The following is a 25718-nucleotide window of genomic DNA, read 5'->3' as shown; positions in this document are numbered from 1 at the left end:
TCAGTCGGCCCCTCCCCCGAGCTCGTCGAGCAGCCGGTCGAGGCGCAGCCGGGCGATCTCCCCCAGCTGCACCACCGTCTCGTCGCGCTCGGTGGTGTCGTCGTTGCCGAGGCGCCGTTCGAGCTCGGCCAGGACCTCCGCCCCGTCACGACCCGCGGCGCGGACCAGGAAGACCCGGTCGAAGCGCTCCTCGTAGGCCCGGTTGCCCGCAGCCAGCCGCTCCTGCAGGTCGGCGTCGTCGCGGTCGACCCCGCCCTGCTCTCGCGCGGAGTGGGCGGCGTCGTGACCGGCGCCGGCGCGCTCCCCGATCCGCGGGTGCCGGGCCAGGGCGGCGGCCAGCTCGTCGTCGTCCACCACGCCGGGTGCGGCGGCCGTCGCGGCCACGTGGTGCAGCGCGTCGCGGTCGGCGTAGGGGCGACCGGCGACCACGGTGTCGACCCAGCGAGCGACGTCGAGGCACTCCGTCAGCCGCCGCCGGGCCTCGGCCTCGGACAGGGCGTCGAAGGCCTCGAGCCCGGGGTCGGTCACGCTCACGTGTCGTCCCGCACGACGGTCGCCTCGATCAGCCCGTAGGGGCGGTCGGCCGCGACGAAGACCTCGCCGTCGTTCTCGATGCCGAAGGGCGCGAGGTCGACGAGGTGGTGGTGCTTGTTCGGCGCCGAGAACGACACCTCGACGATCGCCGGCTCGGCCTCGAGCACCGCCGCGCCCATGGCGAAGAGCGTCTGCTGCAGCGCCTTGCTGTACGACGTCGCAAAGGTGCCCAGCAGGAGCGCGCGCACCCGGTCGTACGCCGCGTCCCAGCCGCCGTCGGGCTCCTCGCCGCCCGTCCAGCGCCAGCCGGCGGTGAGCGAGGTGGCGAGGATCCGGTCGTCGGCCTCGGGCAGCGTCGTGTACTCGTCGACGAGGAAGCCGCGGAACTCCGAGCCGGTCGTCTTCAGCACCACCAGGTCGCGCAGGCCCGAGACGACCGAGGGCCAGTCGTCACCGACCACGACCTCGACCGTGCGCACCCCCTGGCCGCGGCGGACGAAGGCGTGGTCGTGGCCCGTCCCGTCGACGTCGATGCGTTCCCACGCGTGCTCGTCGACCAGCACCCGGGCCGCGGTCGCCGCCGGCGTCGCTGCCAGCAGCCGGTCGCCCAGCGCGAGCGCGTAGTCCTCCGGCGAGGTGACGCCGTGCTCCTTGGCCCAGGCGAACGCGGTGTTCTTCTGGGTGTCGGTCGGCAGCACGTCGCGGTTGTCGCCGTCGGTGTGGGTGGCCGCGAAGTCGCCGGTGAGCAGCGTGGTGACCGTCAGGTCGCGGATCACGTGGCGGGGCGTGTCGCGCACGACCCGCACCACGCGGCTCTCGGCCTTCCCGTAGCGGTTGGCCCCCAGCACGATGCCCATGCCCGGCACCCTAGGGGCTCGACGGTCGTCGGGGCAGCCGGCCGGCCAGCCCCGCCAGCGTGGTCAGGTCGTGGCCGCTCGGGCCGGTCACCTCGGCCGAGGTCAGCGCCCCGCACTCGAACCCGCGCAGCAGGAACCCCGCCAGCGCCCGCACGGTCGCGGGCTCGTCGGCGACCGAGCCGGGCCGGCGCTCGGCGTGGCGCCGCAACCGCGTGGTCGCGTCGGCGCAGCCGGCGCGGAAGAAGCCGAAGGTCGCGGCGTACCGCGTGGGGAGCTGCGCCGGGTGCAGGTCCCAGCCCTGGTAGAAGCCACGCTCGAGCGAGCGGGTGACCAGCCGGTGGTGCAGCTCCCACCCACGGCGCACGTCGGCCTCGTCGCCGACCGGCAGGACGTTGGTCGAGCCGTCGGAGAGCCGGACGCCGGTGCCGGCGACGGCCACCTGCATCACGGCCTTGGCGTGGTCGGCCGCCGGGTGCTCCATGCTCTGCTGGGCGGCGGCGATGCCGAGCGCGGCGCTGTAGTCGTAGGTGCCGAAGTGCAGGCCGGCGCAACGGCCGTCCGCGGCGTGGAGCATCGCGGGCAGGGGCGAGCCGCCTGCGTGGTCGAGCACCGCCTGCGGAGTCTCGACCTGGATCTCGAAGCGCAGCGCGCCCTGGTCGAGGCCGAGCCGCTGCTCGAGGTGCCCGGCGGCCTCGGCCATCGCCTCGACCTGGTCGACCGAGGTGACCTTGGGCAGCGTGAGCACGAAGCCCGGCGGCAGCGGCCCCTCCGCGGTGAGCGTCTGCACGAAAAGCGCGAGGCTGCGCAGCCCGCGGCGGCGCGTGGGGGCCTCGAGGCTCTTGAACCGCAGCCCCACGTGCGGGGGCGCGGTGCCGGCGTCGAGGTCCTCGCGCAGGGCGGCCGCGGCCGCGCGGACGTCGGCGTCCTCGATCTCGTCGCCGCGGTCGCCGTAGCCGTCCTCGACGTCGATGCGCAGGTCTTCCACCGGCTCGCGCTCGAGCTTGAGCAGGACCCGGTTGAGCAGGACCTCGTCGCCGCCGACCACCTCGAGGAACAGGGCGCCGTGCTCGATCACCGCGCGCTCGGCCTGCGAGGCCCAGCGGTGCGCGAGCCCGACCCGGCACCGGTCGGCCGGGACGTAGACCGTGTGCACCGGCTGACGCCCCGGCAGGTCACCCGGGTAGCGCGCCGACAGCCGCTCGTCGGCCTCCGCCAACCGCTCATCGAGCCGCTCCGCGAGGTCGTCGAGCTCCAGCCCGGCCGAACCGTCACTCAGATCCGTCGAACCGTCACTCAGATCGGGCGAACCGTCACTCCGGTCCGTCGCGCCCCCGCCCTCGTCGGTCGAGCCTGTCGAGACCATGTCCCGAACCTAGTACCGCAGCGCCCCGGCTCCGGTCGCACGCGCCGTCCCCCGACCGGACCTTTGGGCCGGCCCGGCTCACCCGCCGACGACGACCTCGACCTCGAAGCCCTCGGAGTTCTCGAGGTAGAGGGCGGTGTGCTGCTCGCCGCCGGCGTGCGGGTAGCGCTCCGCGAACATCTCGTGCCACCCGTGGGCCGACGACTCGGCGCGCAGCCGGTCGAGGTGGGCGCGGTCGTCGCAGGTGAGGGCGAGGTGGTTGACGCCGGCGCGCATCCGGTCGTACGGCGCGTCGACCTGGTCGCGCGACCGCTCGAGGAAGACGTAGGTGCCGTCGGGGTGGGCCCACGAGGACCCGTCCTGCTCCCAGCCCAGCTCGCCGAGCAACCAGCCCCACTCGCCGGTCGCGGTCGCGGGGTCGACGACCCACAGGTCGACGTGGTGCAGGGCGCGGGTCATCGGTCTCCTCCGGGGTCGGCGTCGGGTCCGACGAGCACCACCGTCAGCTGCCGCGGGCCGTGCACGCCCTCGACCCGGTCGAGCTCGATGTCGCTGGTGGCGCTGGGGCCGCTGATCCACGTGGTCGGCCGGCGCGGGTCGAGCGCGGCGACCGCCTCGGGCACGTCGGCGACCACCTGCGCCTCGCGCACCACGCAGACGTGGCAGTCGGGCACGAGCGTCAGGGCGCGGCGGCCCTGGCCGGGGCCGTGGTCGAGCACCACGGTGCCGGTGGTGGCGATCGCGACCCGTGCGTCGGTGACCACGGCGTCGACACGGTCGAGCTCGGCGGCCGGGAGCCCGTCGTCCTCCCGCGCACCCGCCACCGCGACCGAGAGCCCGGCCGGCACGACGACGTCGGCGCCCGCGGGCAGCGCTGCCTCGACGGCGGCCGCGAGGTCGGCCTCGGCGCACCGGACGACGGTGGCGCGGTAGTCGGCGACCCGCTCGGCGAAGAGCGCCGGCAGGTCCCCGGTGGTGGTGGTGGTGGTCGTCGGCGGCAGCGGCACGGGCGTCGCGTCACGGCGTACGCCGCGCAGCGCGGCGCGCACGCGTGCGAGCACCTCGGTGCGTGCTCCGCCCTCGTCAGCCACGCCGCCCTCCGTCGGTGCGCTGCCACCAGGCACGGAAGGACTCCGCGGGCGGGTCGGGCAGGTCGCGCGCCGAGGTCCACGGCCGGAGACCGACGCGCCCGGCCAGCCGGGTACCGACCCCGGCGAGCCGCTCGGCGCGGGCCAGGCGGCCCGCCCGCGCGAACGTCCACGAGGCCGCCCGCATCGCCAGCGACTCGGGCCGGGGCACCGTGTCGGCCCGGTGGGCGTCGACGACCTGCGAGCGCAGGTGCACCAGCACCTCGGGGATGTCGATCCGCACCGGGCAGACCTCGAAGCACGCCCCGCACAGAGACGAGGCGTAGGGCAGCGCGTCGGTCTGGGGGTCGCCCGTGCCCCGGAGCAGCGGGGTGAGGATCGCGCCGATCGGGCCCGGGTAGACCGACCCGTAGGCGTGGCCGCCGACGCGCTCGTACACCGGGCAGACGTTGAGGCACGCCGAGCACCGGATGCACCGCAGCGCCTGGCGACCGACCTCGTCGGCCAGCGCGTTCGTGCGGCCGTTGTCGACCAGGACGACGTGCACCTCCTGCGGGCCATCGCCGGGCGTGACGCCCGACCACGTGGAGGTGTAGGGGTTCATCCGCTCGCCGGTGGACGACCGCGGCAGCAGGCGCAGGAAGACGTCGAGGCTCTCCCAGGTGGGGAGCACCTTCTCGATGCCGACGACCGAGACCAGCACCTCGGGCAGCGTCAGGCACATCCGGCCGTTGCCCTCGGACTCGACGACGACGAGGGTGCCGGAGTCGGCGACCGCGAAGTTGGCGCCGGAGACCCCGACCTTGGCGCGGAGGAACTTCTCACGCAGGTGCGCGCGGGCGGCCGCCGCGAGCACCGCCGGCTCGTCGGTCAGGTCGTCGGGCGCGGGGCGACCGGCGGCGGCCATCCGGGTCAGGAAGATCTCGCGGATCTCGGCGCGGTTGCGGTGGATCGCCGGCACCAGGATGTGGCTCGGCAGGTCGTCGCCGAGCTGCACGATCAGCTCGGCCAGGTCGGTCTCCCAGGCGGCGATGCCCTCGGCGGCCAGCGCCTCGTTGAGCCCGATCTCCTGGGTGGCCATCGACTTGACCTTGACCACCTCCTCGACGCCGTGGGCCTTCGCGACCTCCGCGACGACGGCGCACGCCTCGGCGGCGTCGCGGGCCCAGTGGACGACGGCGCCGTTGGCGGTCAGCGACTCCTCGAGCTGCACGAGCGTGCGCTCGAGGTCGCCGAGGACGCCGTCCTTGACGGCGGCCGCGGCCACGCGCAGCTCCTCCCAGTTGTCGACCTCCCCGACCACCCGCGCGCGCTTGGCGCGGATGGTCGAGGTCGCGTGCGCGAGGTTGTGCCGCAGCTGGCTGTCCGCGAGGGCCGCACGGGCGGCCTCGGGGAAGGCCGGCATGCCGACGAAGGTGCCGGTCATGCGGGCTGCTCCTCGGCCGCGGCGAGCACCTCGGCGAGGTGGAGCGTGCGGATGCCCGACCGCTGGCGCGCCAGCACCCCGCCCACGTGCATGAGGCAGGAGCTGTCGCCCGCGACCAGCACCTCCGCGCCCGTGTCGCGCACGTGCCGCGCCTTGTCGGCGCCCATCGCGATCGAGGTGTCGGCGTTCTTGACCGCGAAGGTGCCACCGAAGCCGCAGCACTCCTCCGCGGCCGGCAGGTCGACCAGCCGCAGCCCCCGCACCGCCTCGAGCAGCCGGCGCGGCCGGTCCCCGACGCCCAGGAGCCGCAACGAGTGGCAGGTCGGGTGGTAGGTCACCGCGTGCGGGAAGTAGGCGCCGACGTCGGTCACGCCGAGCACGTCGACGAGGAACTCGCTGAGCTCGTGCACGCGCGGGGCGGTCCGCTCGACCGCGCGGGCCAGGCCGGGGTCGTGGGAACGGCGTGCGACGAGTGCGTGCTGGTGCCGGGCGGACCCGGCGCACGACCCGGACGGCGCCACGACGGCGTCGTACCCCTCGAAGGCGGCGACGAACGCGCGCACCGCCGGCACGGCCTCGTCGAGGTAGCCGGTGTTGACCATCGGCTGGCCGCAGCAGGTCTGCTCCAGCGGGAAGTCGACGTCCACGTCGAGCCGCCGCAGCAGCCGCACCACCGCCTTCCCCACGTCGGGGAAGAGTGCGTCGTTGAGGCACGTGACCATGAGGGCGACCCGCACGCGCCGACCCTACGCCCCGGGCGCACACCTGCCCGGGCGCGCCGCGAGGCCCCGGCGCTGGGAGCCGGGGCCTCGCGGGTCGGGGGAGCTCGGGTTGCTCAGTTGAACCAGGCGTCAGCGGTGGCCGGATCCATCCGGGAGTCGTACCCGGTCGGTCCGACGCTGCCCCAGTAGGTGGCGAAGGCGAAGTTGCCGGCGTCCAGCACCGACTGGCGCATCTCCTGGGTGTCCGTCACCCGGCTGGCGTAGTCGGACGGGGCACCGGTCTCGGCGAGACCGGTCCTCGTGACGCCCACCGCCGCGGTCGCCGCCTCGATCTTCGTGACCAGGGAGGCCGGGTCCTTGCCGCTGCCGTAGTAGGCGTCGAAGGCGAACACGTCGAAGGTGCCGGCCGGCGGCGTCCAGTCAGCCACGTCGCGACCCGAGTTCGGGTTGAGGGTCCACGCCATGAGGATGTTGGTCGGGATGAAGCCCTCGGCCCGCATCAGCGGGGCCTGCAGCGACCACTGGTGCTTGTACTCCGCCGACCACGCCTGGTAGGTCGCGGATCCCGGGGTGCCGTTGTCGTCCTCGGGCTCGTGGTTGAAGCTGGTGTAGACGTTGAGGCCGTCGGGGATCCCGGCCAGGAAGTTCTGCACCGCGGTCAGGTTGGTCTCCTTCCACGAGATCACGAACGTCGTGACGCCGTCGGCCAGCGCCTCCTTCACGGCACCGTTCTGCGAGAACGACACGCTGTCGAGCTGCTGGAAGAAGATCCGGGCGGCCCGGGCACGACCGCCGTAGACGGTCTCGTCGACACCGCTGGCCGTGGTGTAGTTCGCACCGAACGCGGTCTGCGGAACGGGCTTGAGCGTCGTCACCTGCACCACGGGCGACCAGGTGCCGGCCTTGTACCTGCCGTCGACCTTGGAGACGCGCACGCGCACCCAGCGGCTGGTGCTGGCCGGCAGGTCGGTCAGGGTCAGGCTCGTGCCGATCGTCCACCTCGAGAGGTAGTTCGTCATGCCGGAGTTGTCGGCGTAGTCGATCCGGTACTGCGTGGCGCCGGACACCGCATCCCAGCCGAGGGTGACGCTGGAGGTCGTCGCCTCGGCGAGGTGCACGTTCGCCGGCGCGACCGGCGTGGTGGCCTTGCGCAGGCTGACGACCGGGTCGGGCGCAGCCTGGGCCTGCCCCGTGAGGGCGGGTACGCCCAGCGCGACCACGGCGGTGACGGCGAGGGCTGCAGCGGCACGGGTCCGGCGGTTCCTCGGTGACTTCTGCGGGGGGTGGTTGTTCGTCATGTCGGTCTCTCCCAGTCGGTGGCGGGGGTCGGGGGCCTCCCGCTCACGACCTGATCATTCGACCGATCTGAACGATTTCTTGAGGAAACGTTGGTAAATGGGACGTAGTCCCTTCCCCCGTGGCCCGCGCGGCACCCGCCAGGTGACGAACGCGTGCCGGGCCGGTCTGGTGTGGTCGTACTAGACCGAGGCGTGCACACGTCACCGTTCTGGGAACGGTGTGACGAGAGGGGCCTCAGGTGCGCCGAGAGGGGTCACGCGGGGCCCGCAGCCACCGGCGAGGTGCTGTCCAGACCGCTGGGGGCTCGAGGTGCCCGGTCACTCCCACTCGATGGTGCCGGGCGGCTTGGAGGTGATGTCGACGGTGACCCGGTTGATCTCGCGGACCTCGTTGGTGATCCGGGTCGAGATCCGCTCCAGCACGGCGTAGGGCAGGCGGGCCCAGTCGGCGGTCATCGCGTCCTCGGACGTGACCGGGCGCAGCACGACCGGGTGGCCGTAGGTGCGGTGGTCGCCCTGGACGCCGACCGAGCGCACGTCGGCGAGCAGCACCACGGGGAACTGCCAGATGTCGCGGTCGAGGCCGGCCCGGGTCAGCTCCTCGCGGGCGATCGCATCGGCCTCGCGCAGGATGTCGAGGCGCTCGCGGGTGACCTCGCCGATGATCCGGATGCCCAGGCCGGGGCCCGGGAACGGGTGGCGCCACACCATGGTCGAGGGCAGCCCGAGCTGCTCGCCGACCGCGCGGACCTCGTCCTTGAACAGGGTGCGCAGCGGCTCGACCAGCTCGAACTGCAGGTCGTCGGGCAGCCCGCCCACGTTGTGGTGCGACTTGATGTTGGAGGTGCCGGCCCCGCCGCCGGACTCCACGACGTCGGGGTAGAGGGTGCCCTGCACGAGGTACGCCGTGGCGCCGCCCGCGACGTCGCCGAAGACCCGCACCTCGGCCGCCTCGAAGGTGCGGATGAACTCGCGGCCGATGATCTTGCGCTTCTCCTCGGGGTCGGTGATCCCCTCGAGCGCGCCGAGGAACTGCTCGGAGGCGTCGACGACGTCGAGGGTGTCGAAGACCTCCTCGAAGTCGCGGCGCACCTGCTCGGTCTCACCGAGGCGCATCATCCCGTGGTCGACGTACACGCAGGTCAGGCGGTCACCGATGGCCCGCTGCACGATCGCGGCGGCCACGGCCGAGTCCACGCCGCCGGAGAGCGCGCAGATCGCGCGGCCCTCCCCCACCTGGGCGCGGATCGCCTCGACCTGCTCCTCGACGATGTTGAGCATCGTCCACGTCTGGCGGCAGCCGGCGATGTCGTGCAGGAAGTGCTCGAGCACCTGCTGGCCGTGCTGGGTGTGCAGGACCTCCGGGTGCCACTGGACGCCGGCCAGCCGGCGCTCGACGTCCTCGAACGCCGCGACCGGCGTGACCGCGGTGGAGGCCAGCACCTCGAAGCCCTCGGGCGCGGCCGCGACCGAGTCGCCGTGGGACATCCAGACCGTGTGCTCGGCCGGGACGTCGGCCAGGAGCACGCCCGGCTCGAGCACCGAGACGGAGGTCCGGCCGTACTCGCGCGCGCCGGTGTGGGCGACCTCGCCGCCGAGGCCGCGCGCCATCAGCTGGAAGCCGTAGCACATGCCGAAGACCGGCGTGCCGGCCGTGAAGATCGTGGGGTCGATGCCCGGGGCCCCCTCGGCGTACACGCTCGACGGCCCGCCGGAGAGGATGATCGCCCTCGGCTGCCGCGCGAGCATCTCCTCGACCGGCATCGTGTGCGGCACGATCTCGGAGTAGACGCGCGCCTCGCGCACCCGGCGGGCGATCAGCTGGGCGTACTGCGCCCCGAAGTCGACGACGAGGACCAGGTCGTGATCGTGCTCGGGCACCGCCATGCCCGAACTCTATCCACCGGTGTGGCCGGGTCCGGGCGGTGCCCGACCCGGGCCCCGGCAACCTAGTAGCGCAGCTCCATGCCGACGACCGTCACGTCGCTGCAGGTGTCGAGGGGGTCGCCACCGGCGCGGTCGAGCGCGAACTGCACGAACATGCCCGGCTTCGCCTCGAACGGCCAGCGGAAGACCGCGGTGTGCACGTCACCGGCGCCGGCCGGCACGTCGACCTGCCCGGTGTAGTCGTCGTCGCCCGGCGCCTGCCACCCGCCGTTGTGGACGTTGCTCACGGTGTTGGGCCCGTCCGGACCCTCCAGCCCGGAACCGCTCTCGATCCAGCTGCACGCCCCCGACGAGCTCTCCAGGTAGACGACGCGCATCTTGAGCGGCTTGGTACGGTCGCCCCGGTCGGGCGGGATCACGAAACCGACGCGCAGCCCGTCGTCGGAGCCGGCCCTGAGGTTCGGCCCGTTCGCGGTCATGGCGTCGGCAGACGCTCCCTGCGGCACGATCGAGATGATGCGGGGCGGCGTCGTCGTCGTCCTGGGTGCCGGACCGGTGGCGCCGGGCCCGGACGCCGCGAACGCGACGCCGCCGGCCGTCACCACCATCGTGACGGCGACCGCGGTCGCCCCTCGGGAAACCATCCATGCAGCCATCAGTCCGTTCCTCCCGGGTCGAGTCCTGTACGGATCGACTGTCCGCCGGCTCGGAACCCCTGTCCAGAGCGAGTGCCCCGCGCGCCGCCCAGGTGGCTGGATGACCAGACAGCCGAGGCCCGCCAACGCATCAGGGCCCGGCCGGGGAGGGAGGGTGGCCGGGCCCTGATCGTCCACGCAGCTGCTGGACAGTGCCTGGACCGTGGAACCCGGCCTGGGAGGGAGCAAGGCGCCGGGTTCGATGGGTCAAACGAGGCGCCGAGGGGCGGGTTACGAGGTTCCGCGAAGAGTTTTGCGAGAACTTCCGGCCCACCCCGCCAGGGCTCAGCTGACGCCGACGATCGGCAGTCGCAGCGCCCCCGGAGCCGCCTCCGGGACGGCCGGGGAGACCGGCTTGACGGGCTGGATCCGCTGGTACGACGCACCCAGTGCGGGCCGCGGATCGACCTCGCCCTTGTTGGGCCAGAACGACATCGCCCGCTCCGCCTGCGCGGTGATCGTGAGCGAGGGGTTCACCCCGAGGTTGGCCGAGATCGCCGAGCCGTCGGCGACGTGCAGGCCGGGGTGGCCGAAGACCCGCTGGTACGGGTCGACCACGCCGGTCTCGGGGCTCTCGCCGATCGCGCAGCCGCCGATGAAGTGCGCGGTCAGCGGCATGTTGAAGGGCTCGCCGATGTTGCCGCCGGGGATGCCGCCGAGCATCCGCGCGATCCGGCGGACCGCCTCGTTGCCGACCGGGATCCAGGTCGGGTTGGGGGCGCCGTGGCCCTGCCGCGAGGTCATCCGCCAGCGGCCGGTGAGCTTGCTGCGCTTGCCGAAGGTGGTGATCGAGTTGTCGACGCTCTGCATGACCAGCGCGATCACCGTGCGCTCGGACCAGTGCCGCAGGTCGTAGAGGTCGCGCACGTTCTTCTTCTGCACCCACAGCTCCTTGGCCCACGTCCGCCAGCGCGGCTCGTCGCCGTCGCCGTCGGTGAGCACCGTCTGCAGCATGGCCATCGTGTTGTGGCCCTTGCCGTAGCGGCACGGCTCGATGTGGGTGTGGTCGTCGGGGTGGAAGCTCGAGGTGATCGCGACCCCGTAGGAGTAGTCCGTCGGGTCGTCCGGGGGCGCGATCGCCCCGAGGATCGACTCGGAGTTGGTGCGCGAGAGGTACCCGAGGCGGTCGGAGAGCGCGGGCAGGTGACCCTCGTCCTTCATCCGGTGCAGCAGCTTCTGGGTGCCCAGCGAGGCGGCGGCCAGCACCACCTGGTCGGCGGTGATCGTGCGCGTCGTACGGGCGGTGGCGCGCTTGGCCTTGGTGAACTTGATCGTGACCTCGTAGCCGCCCTCCTCGAGCGGCCGCAGCCGGGTGACCGTGCTCAGCGGCAGCACCCTCGCGCCCTTCTTCTCGGCGAGGTAGAGGTAGTTCTTGACCAGGGTGTTCTTGGCGTTGTGACGGCAGCCGGACATGCACTCGCCGCAGTTGAGGCAGGTACGACGGCTGGGGCCCTCGCCGCCGAAGAACGGGTCGTCGACCTCCTCGCCGGCCGCCTGGCCCGGACCGCCGAAGAAGACACCGACCGGCGTGGGGTGGAAGGTGTCGCCGACGCCCATGTCGTTGGCGACCTTCTCCATCACCTCGTCGGCCGGCGTGTGCACGGGGTTCTGCACGACGCCGAGCATCCGCTTGGCCTGGTCGTAGTAGGGCGCGAGCTCGTCGCGCCAGTCGGTGATGCCCGCCCACTGCGGGTCGTCGTAGAACTGCGCGAGGGGCTCGTAGAGGGTGTTGGCGTAGACGAGCGAGCCACCGCCGACGCCCGCGCCGGCCACGATCATCGTGTCGCGGACGGCGTCGATGCGCTGGATGCCGTAGCAGCCGAGCGCCGGGGCCCACAGGTAGCGCTTGAGGTCGAGCGTGCCCTGCGAGAAGTCGTCGTCCTCGAAGCGTGCGCCGGCCTCGATCACGCCGACGCGGTAGCCCTTCTCGGTCAGGCGCAGCGCCGTGACCGAGCCACCGAAGCCGGACCCGATGACGAGGACGTCGTAGTCGCGCCGACTCTCCTCCGCCTGACCCTGCGTGGTCCGCGCCCGGGCCATCACGGCCTCCCGAGCTTCTTCATCAGGCGCAGCTGCGCGGTCATCATCTTGCCGTAGGCCTCGTCGGACATCCCGAACATCGGGGCGAAGCGGATCAGCCGCTGCGTGGCCACCGACTGCGACTCGGTGTAGCGGTGGATGCCCTCGCTGCCCTGGCGGCGACCCATGCCCGACTCGCGCATGCCGCCCATCGGCGAGTCGATGCTGGCGAAGGTCGCGCCGAAGGCCTCGTTGATGTTCACGGTGCCGCACTTGATCTGGCGCGCGATCGCACGGGCGCGCTCGCCGTCCTGGCTGTAGATCGAGGCGTTGAGGCCGTACTCGCCGGCGTTCGCGCGGGCGACGGCGTCGGCCTCGTCGTGGAACCGGTAGACCGAGACGACCGGCCCGAAGGTCTCGTGGCCGAAGCAGGTCATGTCGGGCGAGACGCCCTCGAGGATGGTCGGCTCGTAGAAGTAGGGGCCGAGGTCCGGGCGGGCCTTGCCGCCGGCCAGGACGCGCGCGCCCTTGGCGACGGCGTCGTCGACGTGGGCGACGACGGTGTCGAGCTGCTCCTGCGAGATCAGCGAGCCCATGTCGTTGCCCCACTCGAGGGTGGCGCCGAGCGTCATCGCCTGCGTGCGAGCGACGAACCGCTCGAGGAAGCGGTCGTAGACCTGGTCGGCGACGAACATCCGCTCCATCGAGACGCACAGCTGCCCGGCGTTGGAGAACGACGCGCGTACGGCGCCCTCGGCGGCCCGCTCGAGGTCGGCGTCGCGGAGCACGAGGATCGGGTTCTTGCCGCCGAGCTCCAGCGAGCACCCGATCAGGCGCTCGGCGCAGCCCTGGGCGACCCGCCTGCCGGTGGCGGTGGAGCCGGTGAAGCAGATGTAGTCGGCCCGCTCGATGATGCGGGTGCCGACGCGCGAGCCGGGTCCGGCCACGACCTGCCAGAGGTCGGCGGGGAAGCCGGCCTGCTCGAGGAGCTCGACCGCGAGCAGCGCGGAGAGCATGGTCTGCGCGTCGGGCTTGGCGACCACCGCGTTGCCGGCCAGGAGCGCGGGGAGGCCGTCGCAGAGCGCCATCGTGAACGGGTAGTTCCAGGGCGAGATGATGCCGACCACGCCCTTGGGGACGCGGTTGACCTCGACCCGGGTCAGGCCCGGGACGACGCCGATCTTGCGCTGGGTGTCGAGGTGCTGGTGCGCCGTACGCGCGTAGTAGCGCGCGGTCAGCGCCACGTGCAGGGGCTCGTCGAAGGCGTGCTTGCGCGCCTTGCCCGACTCCCACACGATCAGGTCGATGATCTCGTCCTGGCGGTCGAGGATCAGGTCGTGCAGCCGCAGCAGCATCGCCGACCGCTCGTCGAGCGGGGTGCGCGCCCAGGCCTCCTGCGCCCGGCGGGCCCGGACGAACGCCTCGGCCACGTCGTCGTCGCTCGACTGCGGGACGTGTGCGAGCGGCTGCCCGGTGAGGGGCGAGCGCACCAGCACGCTCTCCCCCGACGTCGAGAGGATGCGCCGGGTCAGGCCGTCGACGTAGGAGCGGTCGAGGGCGTAGCTCGCGGTGAGGTCGTGCTCGGGGTCGGCCGGGCCGTGCAGCAGCGGGCCGCCGGCCTCTGCGGGGTTCGGGGCGCTCATACCGACCGAGAGTATGTGACGGGCGTCTCCCGATCTACCCTCCAGTAGCCTATTGAGACGCTTGACACATCCAGCCCCTTTGTCAACCGCCTCCCGCCGAGGTGGGAGGAATGGCGACCCGAGGTGGGAGAAAGGGCGACCCGAGGTGGGAGAAAGGGCGACCCGAGGTGGGAGAAAGGGCGACGGCCCCCGCCCGGGAGGGCGAGGGCCGTCGGCTCGTGCTGGTGCGGTGCGTCAGTGCTGCGCGGCCACGGTGGTCTTCGAGACGCCGAACGGCTCGAAGTCGTAGACGTCGTCGTTGATCTGCAGGCCGTCGGCCGCACCGGAGAACGCGTAGTCGCGACCCTTGGTGAGCTGGACGGTGTAGATCGTGGCGTTCGCGTAGTACGACTGCACCTCGGCGAGCGTGCAGTACGCCGCCTGCGTGCAGCCCGAGGCCGTGGCAGCGGCACCGGTGAGGAACCAGCGGTCAGCCGTGGAGGCGTCCTGCTTCGTCCACGCGTTGTCGGGCGCCGCGACGGGCACGTAGACCAGCGAGGAGTAGTTCGGACCGCCGGTGGCCGTGCCGGTCGGGTCGATCTCGAGGTTGAGGCTGATGTTGTTCTCGGCGTAGCGGGCGTTGTTCTCGCCGGTGGTGTAGGCCCAGTAGCTCAGCGTGTCGATGCCGTCGAGCCGGTCGCCGGCGAAGTCCACCTCGTTGCCGAACGACGCCTTGTCCTCGGCGGAGCCGGTGCGCAGCATGAGCGCACCGATGCCGTACGGCGCGCCCGCCGGCCCGGCCTGCAGGTCGGCGTCACCGTTGCCGATGACGTTGCGGTGGACGATCGTCCAGTTCGCGCCCGTGTAGGTCGCCGGGTCACCCTTCGGTCCCTGGGGACCCTGGGGACCCTCGGGGCCCTGGGGGCCGGTGATGCCGTCGAGCACGTTGTCCTTGAGCTTGGACTTGCCCAGCGTGTCGTCGGCGACGTTGCGGCCGGTGATCGTCTCCTTGGCGATGTCGTCGCCGGTGATGAGACGGGCCGCGGCGGCGCCGCCGGCACCCGCCACAACGATCACGATGCCCAGCGCGAGAGCGCCGGAGCGCATGGAGATGGAACGCTTCTTCACAGATTCCCCCACGGAATTTGAGTGGCGCCGCGACGACGTCGCGGCTGAAACCAGGCGCACCGTAACCCATGATGGGCTGTCTGCACCAGTTCAGATGGGCTGTCTGTACTACTTCTGCGCGTCAGACGATGTCGGGGGCGCTGACGCGGGCCTCGTCGGCCTCCTGGTCGGTCGGCATGAGCTGGCTCTGGCGCTCGGCCTCGACGCGTCGCAGGTAGTGGTCGACCTCGTCGGCGGTGCGGGCGGCGTCCCAGCCGAGCTCGGCGGCCATCAGGTCCGCGACCGCTCCGGCGGCGCGGGTGCCGCGGTCGGGGGTCTCGATCGAGAGGTGGGTACGGCGGGCGAGGACGTCGTCGAGGTGCCGCGCGCCCTCGTGGGTGACGGCGTAGACGAACTCGGCGGCGAGGTGGTCGGGCGCGCCCTCGACCGGCTCGGCGAGCTCGGGCCGGGCGGCGCAGAGGTCGAGCAGGTCGTCGACCAGGTCGCCGTAGCGGCCGAGCAGGTGGTCGATCCGCGCCAGCGGCAACCCCGCCCGGCGCGCGAGGAGCGTGCGCTGGTTGCGGCGCACGGCGTACCCCTCGGCCCCGACCAGCGGCACCTTGTCGGTGACCGACGCCGCCGCCGCGGGCGCCCCGCCGGCGACGAGGTCGTCGGCCGCGGCGTCGACCGCGTCGCGCCCCATCACGCGGTAGGTCGTGAGCTTGCCGCCGGCGATCATCACCAGGCCGGGCACGGGGGTGACCACGGTGTGCTCGCGGGAGATCCGCGAGGTCGGCTCGGAGCGGCCCGAGACCAGCGGCCGCAGCCCGGCGTAGACCCCGACCACGTCGTCGTGCGTGAGCGGGTCGCGGACCAGCGTGTTGACGTGCTCGAGCAGGTAGTCGATGTCGGCCCGGCTCGCGGCGGGGTGCGCCTTGTCGAGGTGCCAGGCGGTGTCGGTGGTGCCGATGATCCAGAACTCACCCCACGGGATCAGGAAGAGCACCGACTTCTCGGTCTTGGTGATCACCCCGGCCTGGCAGCGGATCCGCTCGCGCGGCACGACAAGGTGGATGCCCTTGCCCGCCTGCACGTCGAGGCTGCCGTGGCCGCCGGCCATCTCCTGGATCTCGTCGGTCCACACCCCGGCGGCGTTGACCACCACCCGGGCCCGGATCTCGAGGTCGCGGTCGTTCTCGAGGTCTCGTGCCCGTACGCCGACCACCCGCGACCCCTCGCGCAGGAAGCCGGTGACGCGGACGCGGGTCGCCACGTGGGCGCCGTGCCCCGCCGCGGTGCGTGCGACCGAGAGCACCAGCCGGGCGTCGTCGACCTGGCAGTCGTAGTAGCGGATGGCGCCCGTGAGCTCGTCGGTGCGCAGGCCCGGTGCGATCTTCTCGAGGTGGCGGCGGAACAGGTGGCGGTGCCGCGGCACGCCCCGGTCGTAGCGGCCGAGCGCGGCCAGCCCGTCGTACAGCACGAGGCCGGCGCCGACGTAGGCCCGTTCCGCCGTGCGGTGGAGCGGGTAGAGGAACGGGATCGGACGCACCAGGTGCGGCGCGAGGCTGGTGACCAGCAGGCCACGCTCCTCCAGCGCCTCGCGGACCAGGCCGAAGTCGAACATCTCGAGGTAGCGCAGCCCGCCGTGCACCAGCTTGCTGCTGCGGCTGCTGGTGCCCGAGGCGAGGTCGCGCTGCTCGAGGAGGCCGGTGGTCAGGCCCCGGGTGACGGCGTCGAGCGCGGTGCCGGCACCGACGATGCCGCCGCCGACGACCAGCACGTCGAGCTCGCCGATGGGGTCGGTCATCACCGCCAGCGCGTCCGACCGGGCCTGCGGGTTCAGGGCGGTGGACTGCGTCATGCTCCGATCCTCTCAGGCCCGGCGCACCCGTGGGCGGTGCGGTGGTGCGAGGCACACTGACGGGGTGCTCTCCCTCGACCTCGCGCTGGCGCTCCGAGACCGCGGGCTGGTGTGGCAGCCGGTCGCCGGCGACCGGTTCGTCGTCCCCGACCGCGACCTCGACGACCAGGTCTTCCTGGTCAGCCCGATGGTGGTCGAGCTGCGCGAGGTGCCCGACGGCCCGCCGGTGATGGCGTTCAACGGCACCACCGAGTGGGCGCTCGACAGCCTCCAGGTGACCGAGGCGGTCTGGCTACCCCGCGAGGACCAGCTCCGGGCGCTGCTCGGCGAGGCCTTCGTCTCCCTCGAGCGGCTGCCGGGCGAGGCCGTCGGCTACGCCGTCACGCTCGCCCTCGCCGACGTCGACGCCGGCGTGCCGCAGCGGCACGTCGACGTCGACGCCGAGTCGGCCCTCGCGCGGGCCCTGCTCGCGGTCGGCCCTACGGGGCGGGCACCTCGCTGACCGACGGCACGTGGGTCACCTGGTCCCATGCGAACTCGTACGACGCGCCACCCTCGGGGACCGTGAGGCTCAGGTTGGCGCCCCCGGCGGCCCCGCCCACGCCGTAGTTCTCCGTCCAGGAGTCGTTGACGGCGACCTTCCAGTCGTAGGTGCCGGCGGGGAGGGTGAACACCCTGCGCCAGGTGCCGTCGGAGTCGTCGAAGACCAGGTGGGTGGCGGCGCAGTCGGGCTGCCAGTCTCCGCTGCAGCCGAGCTCGCTCTGCAGGCTGCCGGCGACCGTGACCGAGGTGCGCAGCGGCCACGGCCTGGCCGTCGTGACCGTCACCCGGTCCGCGACGCGGGGGGTGCCCGGCTCGACGAGCACCGCCCGGTAGCGCACCTCGGTGCCGATCTCGAGGTCGGAGACGTCGTCGGTCACCGTGTAGACCGGCGAGGAGTGGTCGGTGCCGAGCCCCTCCCACGGACCGCCGGCCACGCTGCGCTCGAACCGCACGGCCTGCGAGGGCCGCTCGGGGTCCACGGTCGCGGTGACGGTGACGGGGTCGAGCCAGCTGACCTCGCCGTCGCGACCCGACGTGGTGAGGTCGACGGTGGGCGCGGCCACCCGGGAGTGCCGGACCCCGCTGAGCCGCGCGTGACCGGCGTTGTCGAGCACCGCGGCGCGGTAGGAGACGTGGGTGCCGGTGGCGAGGTCCGCGGTGTCGTGGAAGACGCGGTAGGGCGCCGAGTCGTCGGTGCCGATGTCGCGCCACCGGCCCCCGGCGACCTTCGCCTGGAAGGTGACCTCGTAGAACGAGTCGCCGGCCACCTTCGCGCCCACCCGCGTGCGGCTCTGCGCGACGGCGGTCGGTGCGGGACGGCGCAGGTCGATCGCCGGAGCCCGGCTCGACGTCGGGATCGCCTTCTCGGAGGCGTAGACGACCGTCGAGAGGCCCGGCACCGTCAGCGAGAGCCGGCGGTCACCGCCGCTGGTCAGCTGGTCGGGCCCGTCGCCGTACACCTTCTCGAAGAGGCCCGACGGCACCCAGGTGGGCACGTCGGCGGTCTGCTCGGAGTCGGCGTTGTTGACGGCGACGACGTACTCGCGCTGCTCGCGACGGTCGATCCGTGAGAAGGCGAGGATGCCCGGGCCGTCCGCGGCGTAGCGGACCTGCTGGGCGCCGCGGCGCAGCGCCCGGTTGTCCTCGACGAGCCCGTCGAGGCCGGCCAGGGCCTGGTAGAGCGGGTGGTCGGTGTCGAAGCTGTCGGTCGCCGGCGTCTCGGTGGAGCCGAGCTGGTCGTCGTCCTGGTAGTCGGGCACCTGGCTGGCGAACATCGTCTGCCGGGCGAGCTGGTCGCCGCCGGTGCCGGTGAAGCCCTGCTCGTCGCCGTAGTAGACGACCGGGTTGCCGCGCGAGAAGTACATGAGCTCGTGGCCGAGCAGGTCGCGCTGCAGCAGCTCGTCGCCGGAGGCGCCGTCGTTGTCCTTGCCGACGAAGTAGCCGAAGCGGCCCATGTCGTGGTTGCCGAGGAACGTCGGCAGCTCCTGGGCGTTGCTGTCACCGTCGGTGTACCAGTCGTCGTCCCGGAAGAACCGGCCGAGCGACTCGGCGCTGCCACCCTTCGACGCGAAGTCGCGGGCCGCCCACTGGAAGGGGAAGTCGAGCACGGCCTTCATGTCGTCGTGGGTCGTGTAGTGCGAGGTGAAGCTCTTCGCCGCCGCGTCCTGGCCGTCGAGGGCGACCTCACCGAACATGAAGAAGTCGGGCTTGCCGTGGCTGCGCGCGTAGTCGAGCAACCCCGGCCCGAACGCCTGCCAGAAGGCGTCGTCGACGTGCTTCATCGTGTCGATGCGGAAGCCGTCGATGCCGAAGTCCTTCACCCACGTGCGGTAGATGTCGAGCATGCCGTCGCGCACCTCGGGCTTCTCGGTGAAGAGGTCGTCGAGGCCGAAGAAGTCGCCGTACTGGCTGTCCTCGCCGGTGAAAGTCGTGTTGCCGCGGTTGTGGTAGTTGCGCGGGTCGTTGAGCCACGCCGGCACCTTGAGGTCCTGCTCGCCCGGGTCGAGCACCGGGTGGTAGGGGAACGACGTGTCGGGGTCGAGCGGCGGGAAGGAGTCGGTGCCGGCGTAGTCGCGGTCGTCGAACACACGCCCCGACGCGGTGCGGTAGGGCTCGCGGTCCTTGGAGACGTACGCCGTGCGGGCGCCCTCGTCGTAGCCGATCACGTCAGCGGTGTGGTTGGTGATGATGTCGAAGAACACCTTGATGCCGCGCGCGTGGGCGGCCTGGGCGAGGTCGGTCAGGTCGGCATTGGTGCCGAGGTGGGGGTCGACCTGCGTGAAGTCGGTGATCCAGTAGCCGTGGTAGCCGGCGCTGGGGCCGTCCTCGGCCTGCACCGCCTTGTTCTCGAAGATCGGCGTGAGCCAGATCGCGTCGGTGCCGAGGCCCTCGATGTAGTCGAGCTGCTCGGTCAGGCCCTGGAGGTCGCCGCCGTTGTAGAAGCCCTTGGCCGTGGGGTCGAAGCCCGAGTCGGGGTAGTCGGTGTCGGGGTCGTCGGCGATCCCTCCGTCGTCGTTGCCGGTGTCGCCGTTGGCGAACCGGTCGCCCATCACGAAGTAGAAGCTGTCGTCGACGTCTCCGGAGCGCAGCGCGTGGCGCGCGACGTCACCGGCGTCGTCCGCGTGCGCGGGCGCCGCGGGCCAGAAGAGTGCCGTGCCGACGCCGAGGGCGACGGTGGCGGCGAAGGTGGACAGGGCAGAGCGATGCACAGCAACCTCCCGAGAACGCTGGCTTGCACCGACTGGTGCGCACGCACCCTAACCCGACCCGCCGACAGACCGGGAGGGCCGCGGTCGGGCTACTGGACGACGACCTCGACCCGCTGGAACTCCTTGAGGTCGGTGTAGCCGGTGGTCGCCAGCGACCGACGCAGCGCGCCGATCAGGTTCATGGTGCCGTCGGCGACCCGGGAGGGGCCGAAGAGGATCTCCTCGAGGGTGCCGATCGTGCCGAACTCGACCCGCTCGCCGCGCGGCAGCTCGGCGTGCGTCGACTCCGCGCCCCAGTGGAAGCCGCGGCCCGGGGCCTCGACGGCACGCGCGAACGGGGAGCCGACCATGACCGCGTCGGAGCCGCAGGCGATCGCCTTGGCGATGTCGCCCGACCGGCCGATCGAGCCGTCGGCGATGACGTGCACGTAGCGGCCGCCGGACTCGTCGAGGTAGTCGCGGCGCGCGGCCGCGACGTCCGCGACGGCACTGGCCATCGGGACCGCCACGCCGAGCACGGTGCGCGTCGTGTGCGCCGCGCCGCCGCCGAAGCCGACCAGGACGCCGGCGGCGCCGGTGCGCATCAGGTGCAGCGCGGCCTGGTAGGTCGCGCAGCCGCCGACGATGACCGGCACGTCGAGCTCGTAGATGAACTCCTTGAGGTTGAGCGGCTCGGCCTTGCTGGAGACGTGCTCGGCGGAGACCGTGGTGCCGCGGATGACGAACATGTCGACGCCCGCGTCCACCACGGTCTTGGCGAACTCCTTGGTGCGCTGCGGCGACAGCGCGCCGGCGACCGTGACGCCGGAGTCGCGGACCTGCCTCAGCCGCGCGGTGATCAGGTCCGGGTCGATCGGCGCGCGGTAGATCTCCTGCATCCGGCGGGTCGCCTCCTCGCCCTGCAGGGCGGCGACCTCCTCCAGCAGCTCGGACGGGTCGTCGTACCGCGTCCAGAGGCCCTCGAGGTTGAGCACCCCGAGCCCGCCGGCCCGGCCGAAGGCGATGGCGGTCTCGGGTGACATCACCGAGTCCATGGGCGCCGCCAGCACCGGCAGCTCGAAGCGGTAGGCGTCGATCTGCCAGGCCAGGCTGACCTCCTCGGGGTCGCGCGTGCGCCGGGAGGGCACGATCGCGACGTCGTCGAAGGAGTACGCCCGGCGTCCGCGCTTGGCGCGGCCGATCTCGATCTCCATGGCCGCGAGCCTAGCGGTGGGTCTTCCGCTGGCGACGCCGGCTGCGCGGGCTCAGGGCCGGGGGTCCCCGGCGACCACCGCGTAGCGCAACCAGACCAGGCCGCGGTCACGCGGCTCGCTGGCGAGGAGCTCGAACCGGAGCCCCTGGGCCCCTCCGGTCCACGGGCCGCCGACGCCCGCTGAGGGGTGCACCACCAGGCTCACCTCGTCGACCAGGCCCAGACGGAGAAGTGCGCCGACCAGCCCGCCGCCGCTGTCGACGCGGACCACTCCGGCGCCCTCGGCCGCCAGCTCCGCGAGGGCGGCGCGCAGGTCGACGCGCTCCTGCCCCTGCCCGCGGAGGGCGCGCACGTCGCGCCAGTACCCGGCGTCGCGCAGGGCGTCCCAGGCCGACACCCGACGCCGCGAGTCGACGACTGCGAGCAGCGGTCCGGCCGGGTTCGGGCCGGGGCCGGGCGCTGCCGAGGCCAGTGACTCCTCCTGCGCGAGGACGGTGTCCGCCCCCACGAGGGTGACGTCCTCATGGAACCTCGCGGCGAGGGCGTAGAAGTCGCCGAGGTCGACCTCGAAGCCGCGCACGGTGGCGTCCAGCCCGGTCGCGACGTGGACGACCACGTGCGGGCGGCCGTCCGGCACGGTCTCAACGACCGGAGTAGTTGGGTGCCTCGACGGTCATCTGCACGCCGTGCGGGTGGCTCTCGGTGAGGGAGGCGGACGTGATGCGGACGAACCTCCCCTTCTCCTGCAGCTCGGGGATGGTGCGCGCGCCGACGTAGAACATCGACTGGTTGAGCCCGCCGATCAGCTGGTGGGCGACGGCGGAGAGGGGGCCGCGGTAGGCGACCTGCCCCTCGATGCCCTCGGGCACGATCTTGTCGTCGCTGTCGACCTCGGCCTGGAAGTAGCGGTCCTTGGAGTAGGACTTCTTGCCGCGGCTCGACATCGCGCCGAGCGAGCCCATGCCGCGGTAGGACTTGTACTGCTTGCCGTTGACGAAGACCAGCTCGCCCGGCGACTCCTCGCACCCCGCGAGCAGGGAGCCGACCATCACCGTGTCGGCGCCGGCCACGATCGCCTTGGCGATCTCGCCGGAGTGCTTGAGGCCGCCGTCGGCGATCACCGGCACGCCGGCGGGCCTGCAGGCCAGCGACGCCTCGTAGACCGCCGTCACCTGGGGTACGCCGACCCCGGTGACCACGCGGGTGGTGCAGATCGAGCCCGGACCGACGCCGACCTTGACCGCGTCGGCGCCCGCGTCGACGAAGGCCTGGGCGCCCTCGCGGGTGGCGACGTTGCCGCCGATCACCTGCACGTGGGCCGTGGCCGGGTCGCTCTTGAGCCGGGCCACCATGTCGAGCAGCATCCGCACGTTGCCGTGGGCGGTGTCGGCGACGAGCACGTCGACGCCGGCGTCGACGAGGGTGGTGGCGCGCTGCCAGGCGTCGCCGAAGTAGCCGATCGCCGCCCCGACCATGAGCCGGCCGTGGGCGTCGTTGGAGGCGTGGGGGAACTGCTCGGACTTCACGAAGTCCTTGACCGTGATCAGTCCGACCAGGCGGCCCTGGTCGTCGACCAGCGGGAGGCGCTCGCGCTTGTGGCGCCGCAGCAGCGTCGTGGCGTCGTCGCGGCTGATGCCGGCGTCGCCGGTGATCAGCGGCATCGGGGTCATCACCTCGTCGACCTTGGTGGTGGCCCACTCGGCGACCGGCGTGAACCGCAGGTCGCGGTTGGTGATGATGCCGAGCAGCCGCTCGTCGGTGTCGACGACCGGGAGGCCGGAGACGCGGTACTCGCCGCAGATCCGGTCGAGGTCCTCGAGCGTCGCGTCGGGCCCGATCGTGACCGGGTTGGAGATGATGCCGGTCTGGGTCCGCTTGACCAGGTCGACCTGGTAGGCCTGGTCGTCGATCGAGAGGTTGCGGTGGAGCACGCCGAGCCCGCCCTGGCGGGCCATGGCGATCGCCATCCGGGCCTCGGTCACGGTGTCCATGGCGGCGCTGACGAGCGGCACCTTGAGCTCGAGCTCGCGGGTGAGCCGGGTCGTCGTGTCGATGTCGGCCGGCGCCAGGTCGGAGTGACCGGGCAGCAGCAGGACGTCGTCGTAGGTGAGGCCGAGGGCGGCGAACTTCTCGGGGACCTCGGGGGTGACGGGACCGTCGGTCATGGGGTCCTCTCGGCTGGCGGCTGCGGTGCTCCATCCTACGGCGGCGGCGCCGGTGCACCCGAACCAGCCACCTCCCTGCGAGGCTGGTGCGCGTGCTGGCCAGGTTGCGCAAGGTCGACCCACGCCTCGTGGTCGCCCTGTCGGCCGTGGCCGCCGTCGTGCTCAGGTTCCCCGGCCTGCTCTACCCCCTGGGCTCCGACGAGGCCGGGTTCACCCTGGTCGCTCGCGAGTGGCACCCCCAGCCGACCAGCCTGTACGGCGCGTACTGGGTCGACCGGCCGCCGCCGCTGATCGCGATGGTCAAGGTCTCCGACGCGATCGGAGGACCGCTGTTCATCCGGCTGGTGGCGGCCCTCGGGGCCGGGGCCCTGGTGGTGGCGGCTGCCGCGACGGCCCGCCAGATGCTGCGGTTCGCGGGCGAGACCGACACGGCGTACGCCGCGCGCACGGGCGCCTGGACGGCGGTGCTCACGGCCGCGCTGACCTCGAGCGCGATGATCGACCCGGTCATGGCCAAGGGCGAGATCCTCGGGATCCCGCTGGTGGTCACGTCGTTCTGGATCGGCCTGCGGGCCCTCAACCGCGCGGTCGAGCACCGGCCCGACCTGCCCGCGCTGGCCCTCGCCGCAGGGGCCGGGCTGCTCGCCGTGCTCGCCCAGGGCCTCAAGCAGAACCTCGTCGCCGGGCTGGTGTTCGGCGCCGCGGTGCTCGTGGGCGCACGGGTCAGGCACCGGATCACCACCACGACGCTCGTGCGGCTGAGCCTCGGCGCCCTGGCCGGCGGGCTCGTGCCGGTGGGGGCGACCGTCGGGTGGGCGCTCTGGAACGGCGTGCTGCTGCACACGCTCTGGTACGCCGTCTACGGCTTCCGCTCCGACGCGCTCGAGGTCATCACCGCGCAGTCGCAGCAGGCCCCGGCGTCGCGAGCGCTGCTCCTGCTCGGGATCGCCGTCGCGAGCGGCGCGGCGTTCATCCTCGCGGGCGTGCTGCTGCACCGTCGTCGGGTGTGGCGCCTCGACCCGGTGCTGACCGTCGCCACGCTCGCGGTGGTGCTGGTCGACACGACGTCGCTGGTGCTGAGCGGCAGCTTCTGGCGTCCCTACCTCTTCGCGCTGGTGCCCGGCGTGGTGCTCTGCGCGGCGCTGCTGCTGGCGGTGCGCGACTACGTCGCGCGCCGCACCGAGCGGCTGGTGGTCGCGGCGGTCGTGGTCTCGCTGGCGGCCACCGCGGTGTGGACGGTGCGGGACTACGCCGGCGTCGCCCCGCCGGACGCGACCCGGACCGGGCTGGCGCTGCACCGCGCGGCCGAGCCCGACGACACGGTGGTGGTGTACGGCGGGCACGCCGAGCTGGTGCTGGCCAGCGGGCTCCGCTCGCCCTACCGCCACCTGTGGACGCTGCCGATGCGCACGCTCGACCCCGACCTCTCCCAGCTCCAGGACCTGCTGGAGGGGCCGGACGCGCCGACCTGGTTCATCCTCTGGGTGCCCGAGTCGTCGTGGGGCGGGCTGGCCGCGCCGATCATGCCGGCGCTCCTCGAGCGCTACGAGCTGCACGGCGAGACGTGCGGCGGTCACCCCGTCTACCTGCTGGAGGGCGAGCAGCGCCCCGAGCTCGACCCGCGCTGCGACGGGCGTGGCTCCCCGCTCCTCGGTTGACGCGGCGCCTCGGTCAGTCCGGGCGGAGGGGCCCCCAGTCCGGGTGGCTGTCGTAGAGCTCGGTGCGGGTCACCAGCCGCTCCCCGGTCCCGTCCGACCGCATTCTGACGACGTCGGCCGTGTTGAGCTCCGGTCCGCCGGTGCTCGGTCGCTTCCCGACGGCGATCCACCGGCCGTCCGGCGAGAAACGACGACCCGAGGTAGCGGGTGAGACCGTCGTCGGCGAACGTGAGCTGGCGCAGCCCCGTGCCGTCGCTGCGGACCGTCCAGAGGTCCGTGTTGCCGTCGGGCCGGTCCCAGTCCTCGTGGAACAGGACCGTCGCGCCGTCAGGCGACCAGTCGGGGGTGTCCCCCGCGCGCAGCCGGTAGGGCGTGATCCGGCGCTCGCGGCCGGTGCGCGGGTCGCGGACCCAGAGCGCCACGCCGTCGCGCGGCCGGGCGGTCCGCACGTTCACCCGCTGGAAGAGCAGCGACCTGCCGTCGGGCGAGAGCTGCGGCTCGGTGTCCTCTCCGGTGCGGCCGGTGGCTGGCGGGTGGCACTGGGTGAGCTGGTGCACGTGGGACCCGTCCGCCCGCATCACGAAGATGGCGACACCCTCGACGAGGTCGTCGACGACGGGCCTGAACGAGCGGGAGAAGACGATGCGCTTCCCGTCCGCAGACCAGGCCGGTGACGTGTTGCACTCGCCGGAGTCGGGCAAGCACGCACCGTCCGGCGCGTCGGTGTTGGTGAGGCGGCGGAGGTCGGTGCCGTCGCTGTCGACGACGAAGATGTCGTCCATGATCGGCCCCGAGCGCTGGAAGACGATCTCCCGGCCGTCCGGAGAGACGTCGGGGTTGCGGTCGACGAACCCCGGGGGCGGGAACGTCAACTGGCGCTCGTGGCTCCCGTCGGGGCGCGCGGTGAACACGGCGCCGGTGGTCTGGCCCGGGTCGAGGAACCTGCGGAAGGCGATCCGCCCGTTCTCTGCCG

The 25718-nt window shown here is 72.8% G+C and carries 21 protein-coding genes; 2 read left to right on the top strand and 19 right to left on the bottom strand.

From position 1 onward, the window contains the following. The 14 genes from uraD to ACFPGP_RS04740 form a co-directional block, all read right to left on the bottom strand. Window positions 1-534: a 2-oxo-4-hydroxy-4-carboxy-5-ureidoimidazoline decarboxylase gene (gene uraD, locus ACFPGP_RS04805; RefSeq protein WP_378587589.1), complete on the bottom strand. Its 534-nt coding sequence runs from the start codon at window positions 532-534 to the stop codon at window positions 1-3. Further along, window positions 531-1391, bottom strand: a complete 861-nt coding sequence (gene pucL, locus ACFPGP_RS04800) for a factor-independent urate hydroxylase (RefSeq protein WP_378587586.1) — start codon at window positions 1389-1391, stop codon at window positions 531-533. The genes uraD and pucL overlap by 4 nt, the downstream gene beginning before the upstream one ends. A gap of 10 nt (window positions 1392-1401) precedes the next feature. Further along, window positions 1402-2754 (bottom strand): DUF6986 family protein, encoded by a 1353-nt coding sequence (locus tag ACFPGP_RS04795; RefSeq protein WP_378587584.1) that lies wholly within the window; start codon window positions 2752-2754, stop codon window positions 1402-1404. Window positions 2755-2832: 78 nt separating this feature from the next. Then, window positions 2833-3213, bottom strand: a complete 381-nt coding sequence (locus ACFPGP_RS04790) for a VOC family protein (RefSeq protein ID WP_378587583.1) — start codon at window positions 3211-3213, stop codon at window positions 2833-2835. Beyond that, window positions 3210-3845, bottom strand: coding sequence for a LutC/YkgG family protein (locus ACFPGP_RS04785; protein WP_378587581.1), 636 nt, complete (start codon window positions 3843-3845; stop codon window positions 3210-3212). Before ACFPGP_RS04785 ends, ACFPGP_RS04790 begins: the two co-directional genes overlap by 4 nt. After that, complete coding sequence (locus ACFPGP_RS04780) at window positions 3838-5268, bottom strand: lactate utilization protein B (protein WP_378587578.1); 1431 nt, start codon at window positions 5266-5268, stop codon at window positions 3838-3840. The genes ACFPGP_RS04785 and ACFPGP_RS04780 overlap by 8 nt, the downstream gene beginning before the upstream one ends. Further along, a complete protein-coding gene (locus tag ACFPGP_RS04775; protein ID WP_378588098.1) occupies window positions 5265-5990 on the bottom strand; it encodes a (Fe-S)-binding protein in 726 nt (241 codons plus the stop codon). Before ACFPGP_RS04775 ends, ACFPGP_RS04780 begins: the two co-directional genes overlap by 4 nt. Before the next feature lie 113 nt (window positions 5991-6103). Continuing rightward, window positions 6104-7288 carry a fibronectin type III domain-containing protein gene (locus tag ACFPGP_RS04770; RefSeq protein ID WP_378587576.1) on the bottom strand — a complete coding sequence of 395 codons (1185 nt, stop codon included), beginning with the start codon at window positions 7286-7288 and terminating at the stop codon, window positions 6104-6106. A 318-nt stretch (window positions 7289-7606) separates the two neighbouring features. Beyond that, the gene (gene guaA / locus ACFPGP_RS04765; RefSeq protein WP_378587573.1) at window positions 7607-9175 is read right to left on the bottom strand and encodes a glutamine-hydrolyzing GMP synthase; all 1569 of its coding nucleotides are present in this window, start codon (window positions 9173-9175) and stop codon (window positions 7607-7609) included. A 62-nt stretch (window positions 9176-9237) separates the two neighbouring features. Continuing rightward, window positions 9238-9819: a hypothetical protein gene (locus tag ACFPGP_RS04760; RefSeq protein ID WP_378587571.1), complete on the bottom strand. Its 582-nt coding sequence runs from the start codon at window positions 9817-9819 to the stop codon at window positions 9238-9240. Between the two features lie 336 nt (window positions 9820-10155). Further along, window positions 10156-11910, bottom strand: a complete 1755-nt coding sequence (locus ACFPGP_RS04755; RefSeq protein ID WP_378587568.1) for a GMC oxidoreductase — start codon at window positions 11908-11910, stop codon at window positions 10156-10158. Beyond that, window positions 11910-13532 carry a succinic semialdehyde dehydrogenase gene (locus ACFPGP_RS04750; protein ID WP_378587565.1) on the bottom strand — a complete coding sequence of 541 codons (1623 nt, stop codon included), beginning with the start codon at window positions 13530-13532 and terminating at the stop codon, window positions 11910-11912. Before ACFPGP_RS04750 ends, ACFPGP_RS04755 begins: the two co-directional genes overlap by 1 nt. Before the next feature lie 234 nt (window positions 13533-13766). Further along, window positions 13767-14639 (bottom strand): hypothetical protein, encoded by an 873-nt coding sequence (locus ACFPGP_RS04745; RefSeq protein ID WP_378587562.1) that lies wholly within the window; start codon window positions 14637-14639, stop codon window positions 13767-13769. Window positions 14640-14760: 121 nt separating this feature from the next. Further along, on the bottom strand, window positions 14761-16479 hold the full coding sequence (locus ACFPGP_RS04740; RefSeq protein ID WP_378587561.1) for a glycerol-3-phosphate dehydrogenase/oxidase: 1719 nt from the start codon (window positions 16477-16479) through the stop codon (window positions 14761-14763). Between the two features lie 64 nt (window positions 16480-16543). On the opposite strand from ACFPGP_RS04740, the gene ACFPGP_RS04735 reads away from it, so the two are divergent. Then, window positions 16544-16981, top strand: coding sequence for a pilus assembly protein CpaE (locus ACFPGP_RS04735; RefSeq protein WP_378587558.1), 438 nt, complete (start codon window positions 16544-16546; stop codon window positions 16979-16981). On the opposite strand, the gene ACFPGP_RS04730 is transcribed toward ACFPGP_RS04735, so the two are convergent. The 4 genes from ACFPGP_RS04730 to guaB form a co-directional block, all read right to left on the bottom strand. Further along, window positions 16959-19730, bottom strand: coding sequence for an alpha-amylase family glycosyl hydrolase (locus tag ACFPGP_RS04730; RefSeq protein WP_378587555.1), 2772 nt, complete (start codon window positions 19728-19730; stop codon window positions 16959-16961). The two genes, ACFPGP_RS04735 and ACFPGP_RS04730, sit on opposite strands and share 23 nt — an antisense overlap. 89 nt (window positions 19731-19819) lie before the next feature. Then, complete coding sequence (locus ACFPGP_RS04725; protein WP_378587552.1) at window positions 19820-20923, bottom strand: GuaB3 family IMP dehydrogenase-related protein; 1104 nt, start codon at window positions 20921-20923, stop codon at window positions 19820-19822. A 51-nt stretch (window positions 20924-20974) separates the two neighbouring features. Beyond that, the gene (locus ACFPGP_RS04720; RefSeq protein WP_378587549.1) at window positions 20975-21559 is read right to left on the bottom strand and encodes a dihydrofolate reductase family protein; all 585 of its coding nucleotides are present in this window, start codon (window positions 21557-21559) and stop codon (window positions 20975-20977) included. Window positions 21560-21563: 4 nt separating this feature from the next. Beyond that, complete coding sequence (guaB, locus tag ACFPGP_RS04715) at window positions 21564-23087, bottom strand: IMP dehydrogenase (protein ID WP_378587546.1); 1524 nt, start codon at window positions 23085-23087, stop codon at window positions 21564-21566. 92 nt (window positions 23088-23179) lie between these two features. Between guaB and ACFPGP_RS04710 the strand changes: the two genes are divergently transcribed. After that, window positions 23180-24745, top strand: a complete 1566-nt coding sequence (locus ACFPGP_RS04710) for a hypothetical protein (protein WP_378587543.1) — start codon at window positions 23180-23182, stop codon at window positions 24743-24745. On the opposite strand, the gene ACFPGP_RS04705 is transcribed toward ACFPGP_RS04710, so the two are convergent. Further along, window positions 24670-25617 (bottom strand): TolB family protein, encoded by a 948-nt coding sequence (locus ACFPGP_RS04705; RefSeq protein ID WP_378587541.1) that lies wholly within the window; start codon window positions 25615-25617, stop codon window positions 24670-24672. The two genes, ACFPGP_RS04710 and ACFPGP_RS04705, sit on opposite strands and share 76 nt — an antisense overlap. Window positions 25618-25718: the final 101 nt, after the last annotated feature.

Origin of the sequence: Nocardioides taihuensis, assembly GCF_042657275.1 — a bacterium.
Classification (GTDB): domain Bacteria; phylum Actinomycetota; class Actinomycetes; order Propionibacteriales; family Nocardioidaceae; genus Nocardioides; species Nocardioides taihuensis.
Note: the sequence above shows the minus strand (reverse complement) of the source record. Positions and strands in the feature narration are given on the sequence as shown.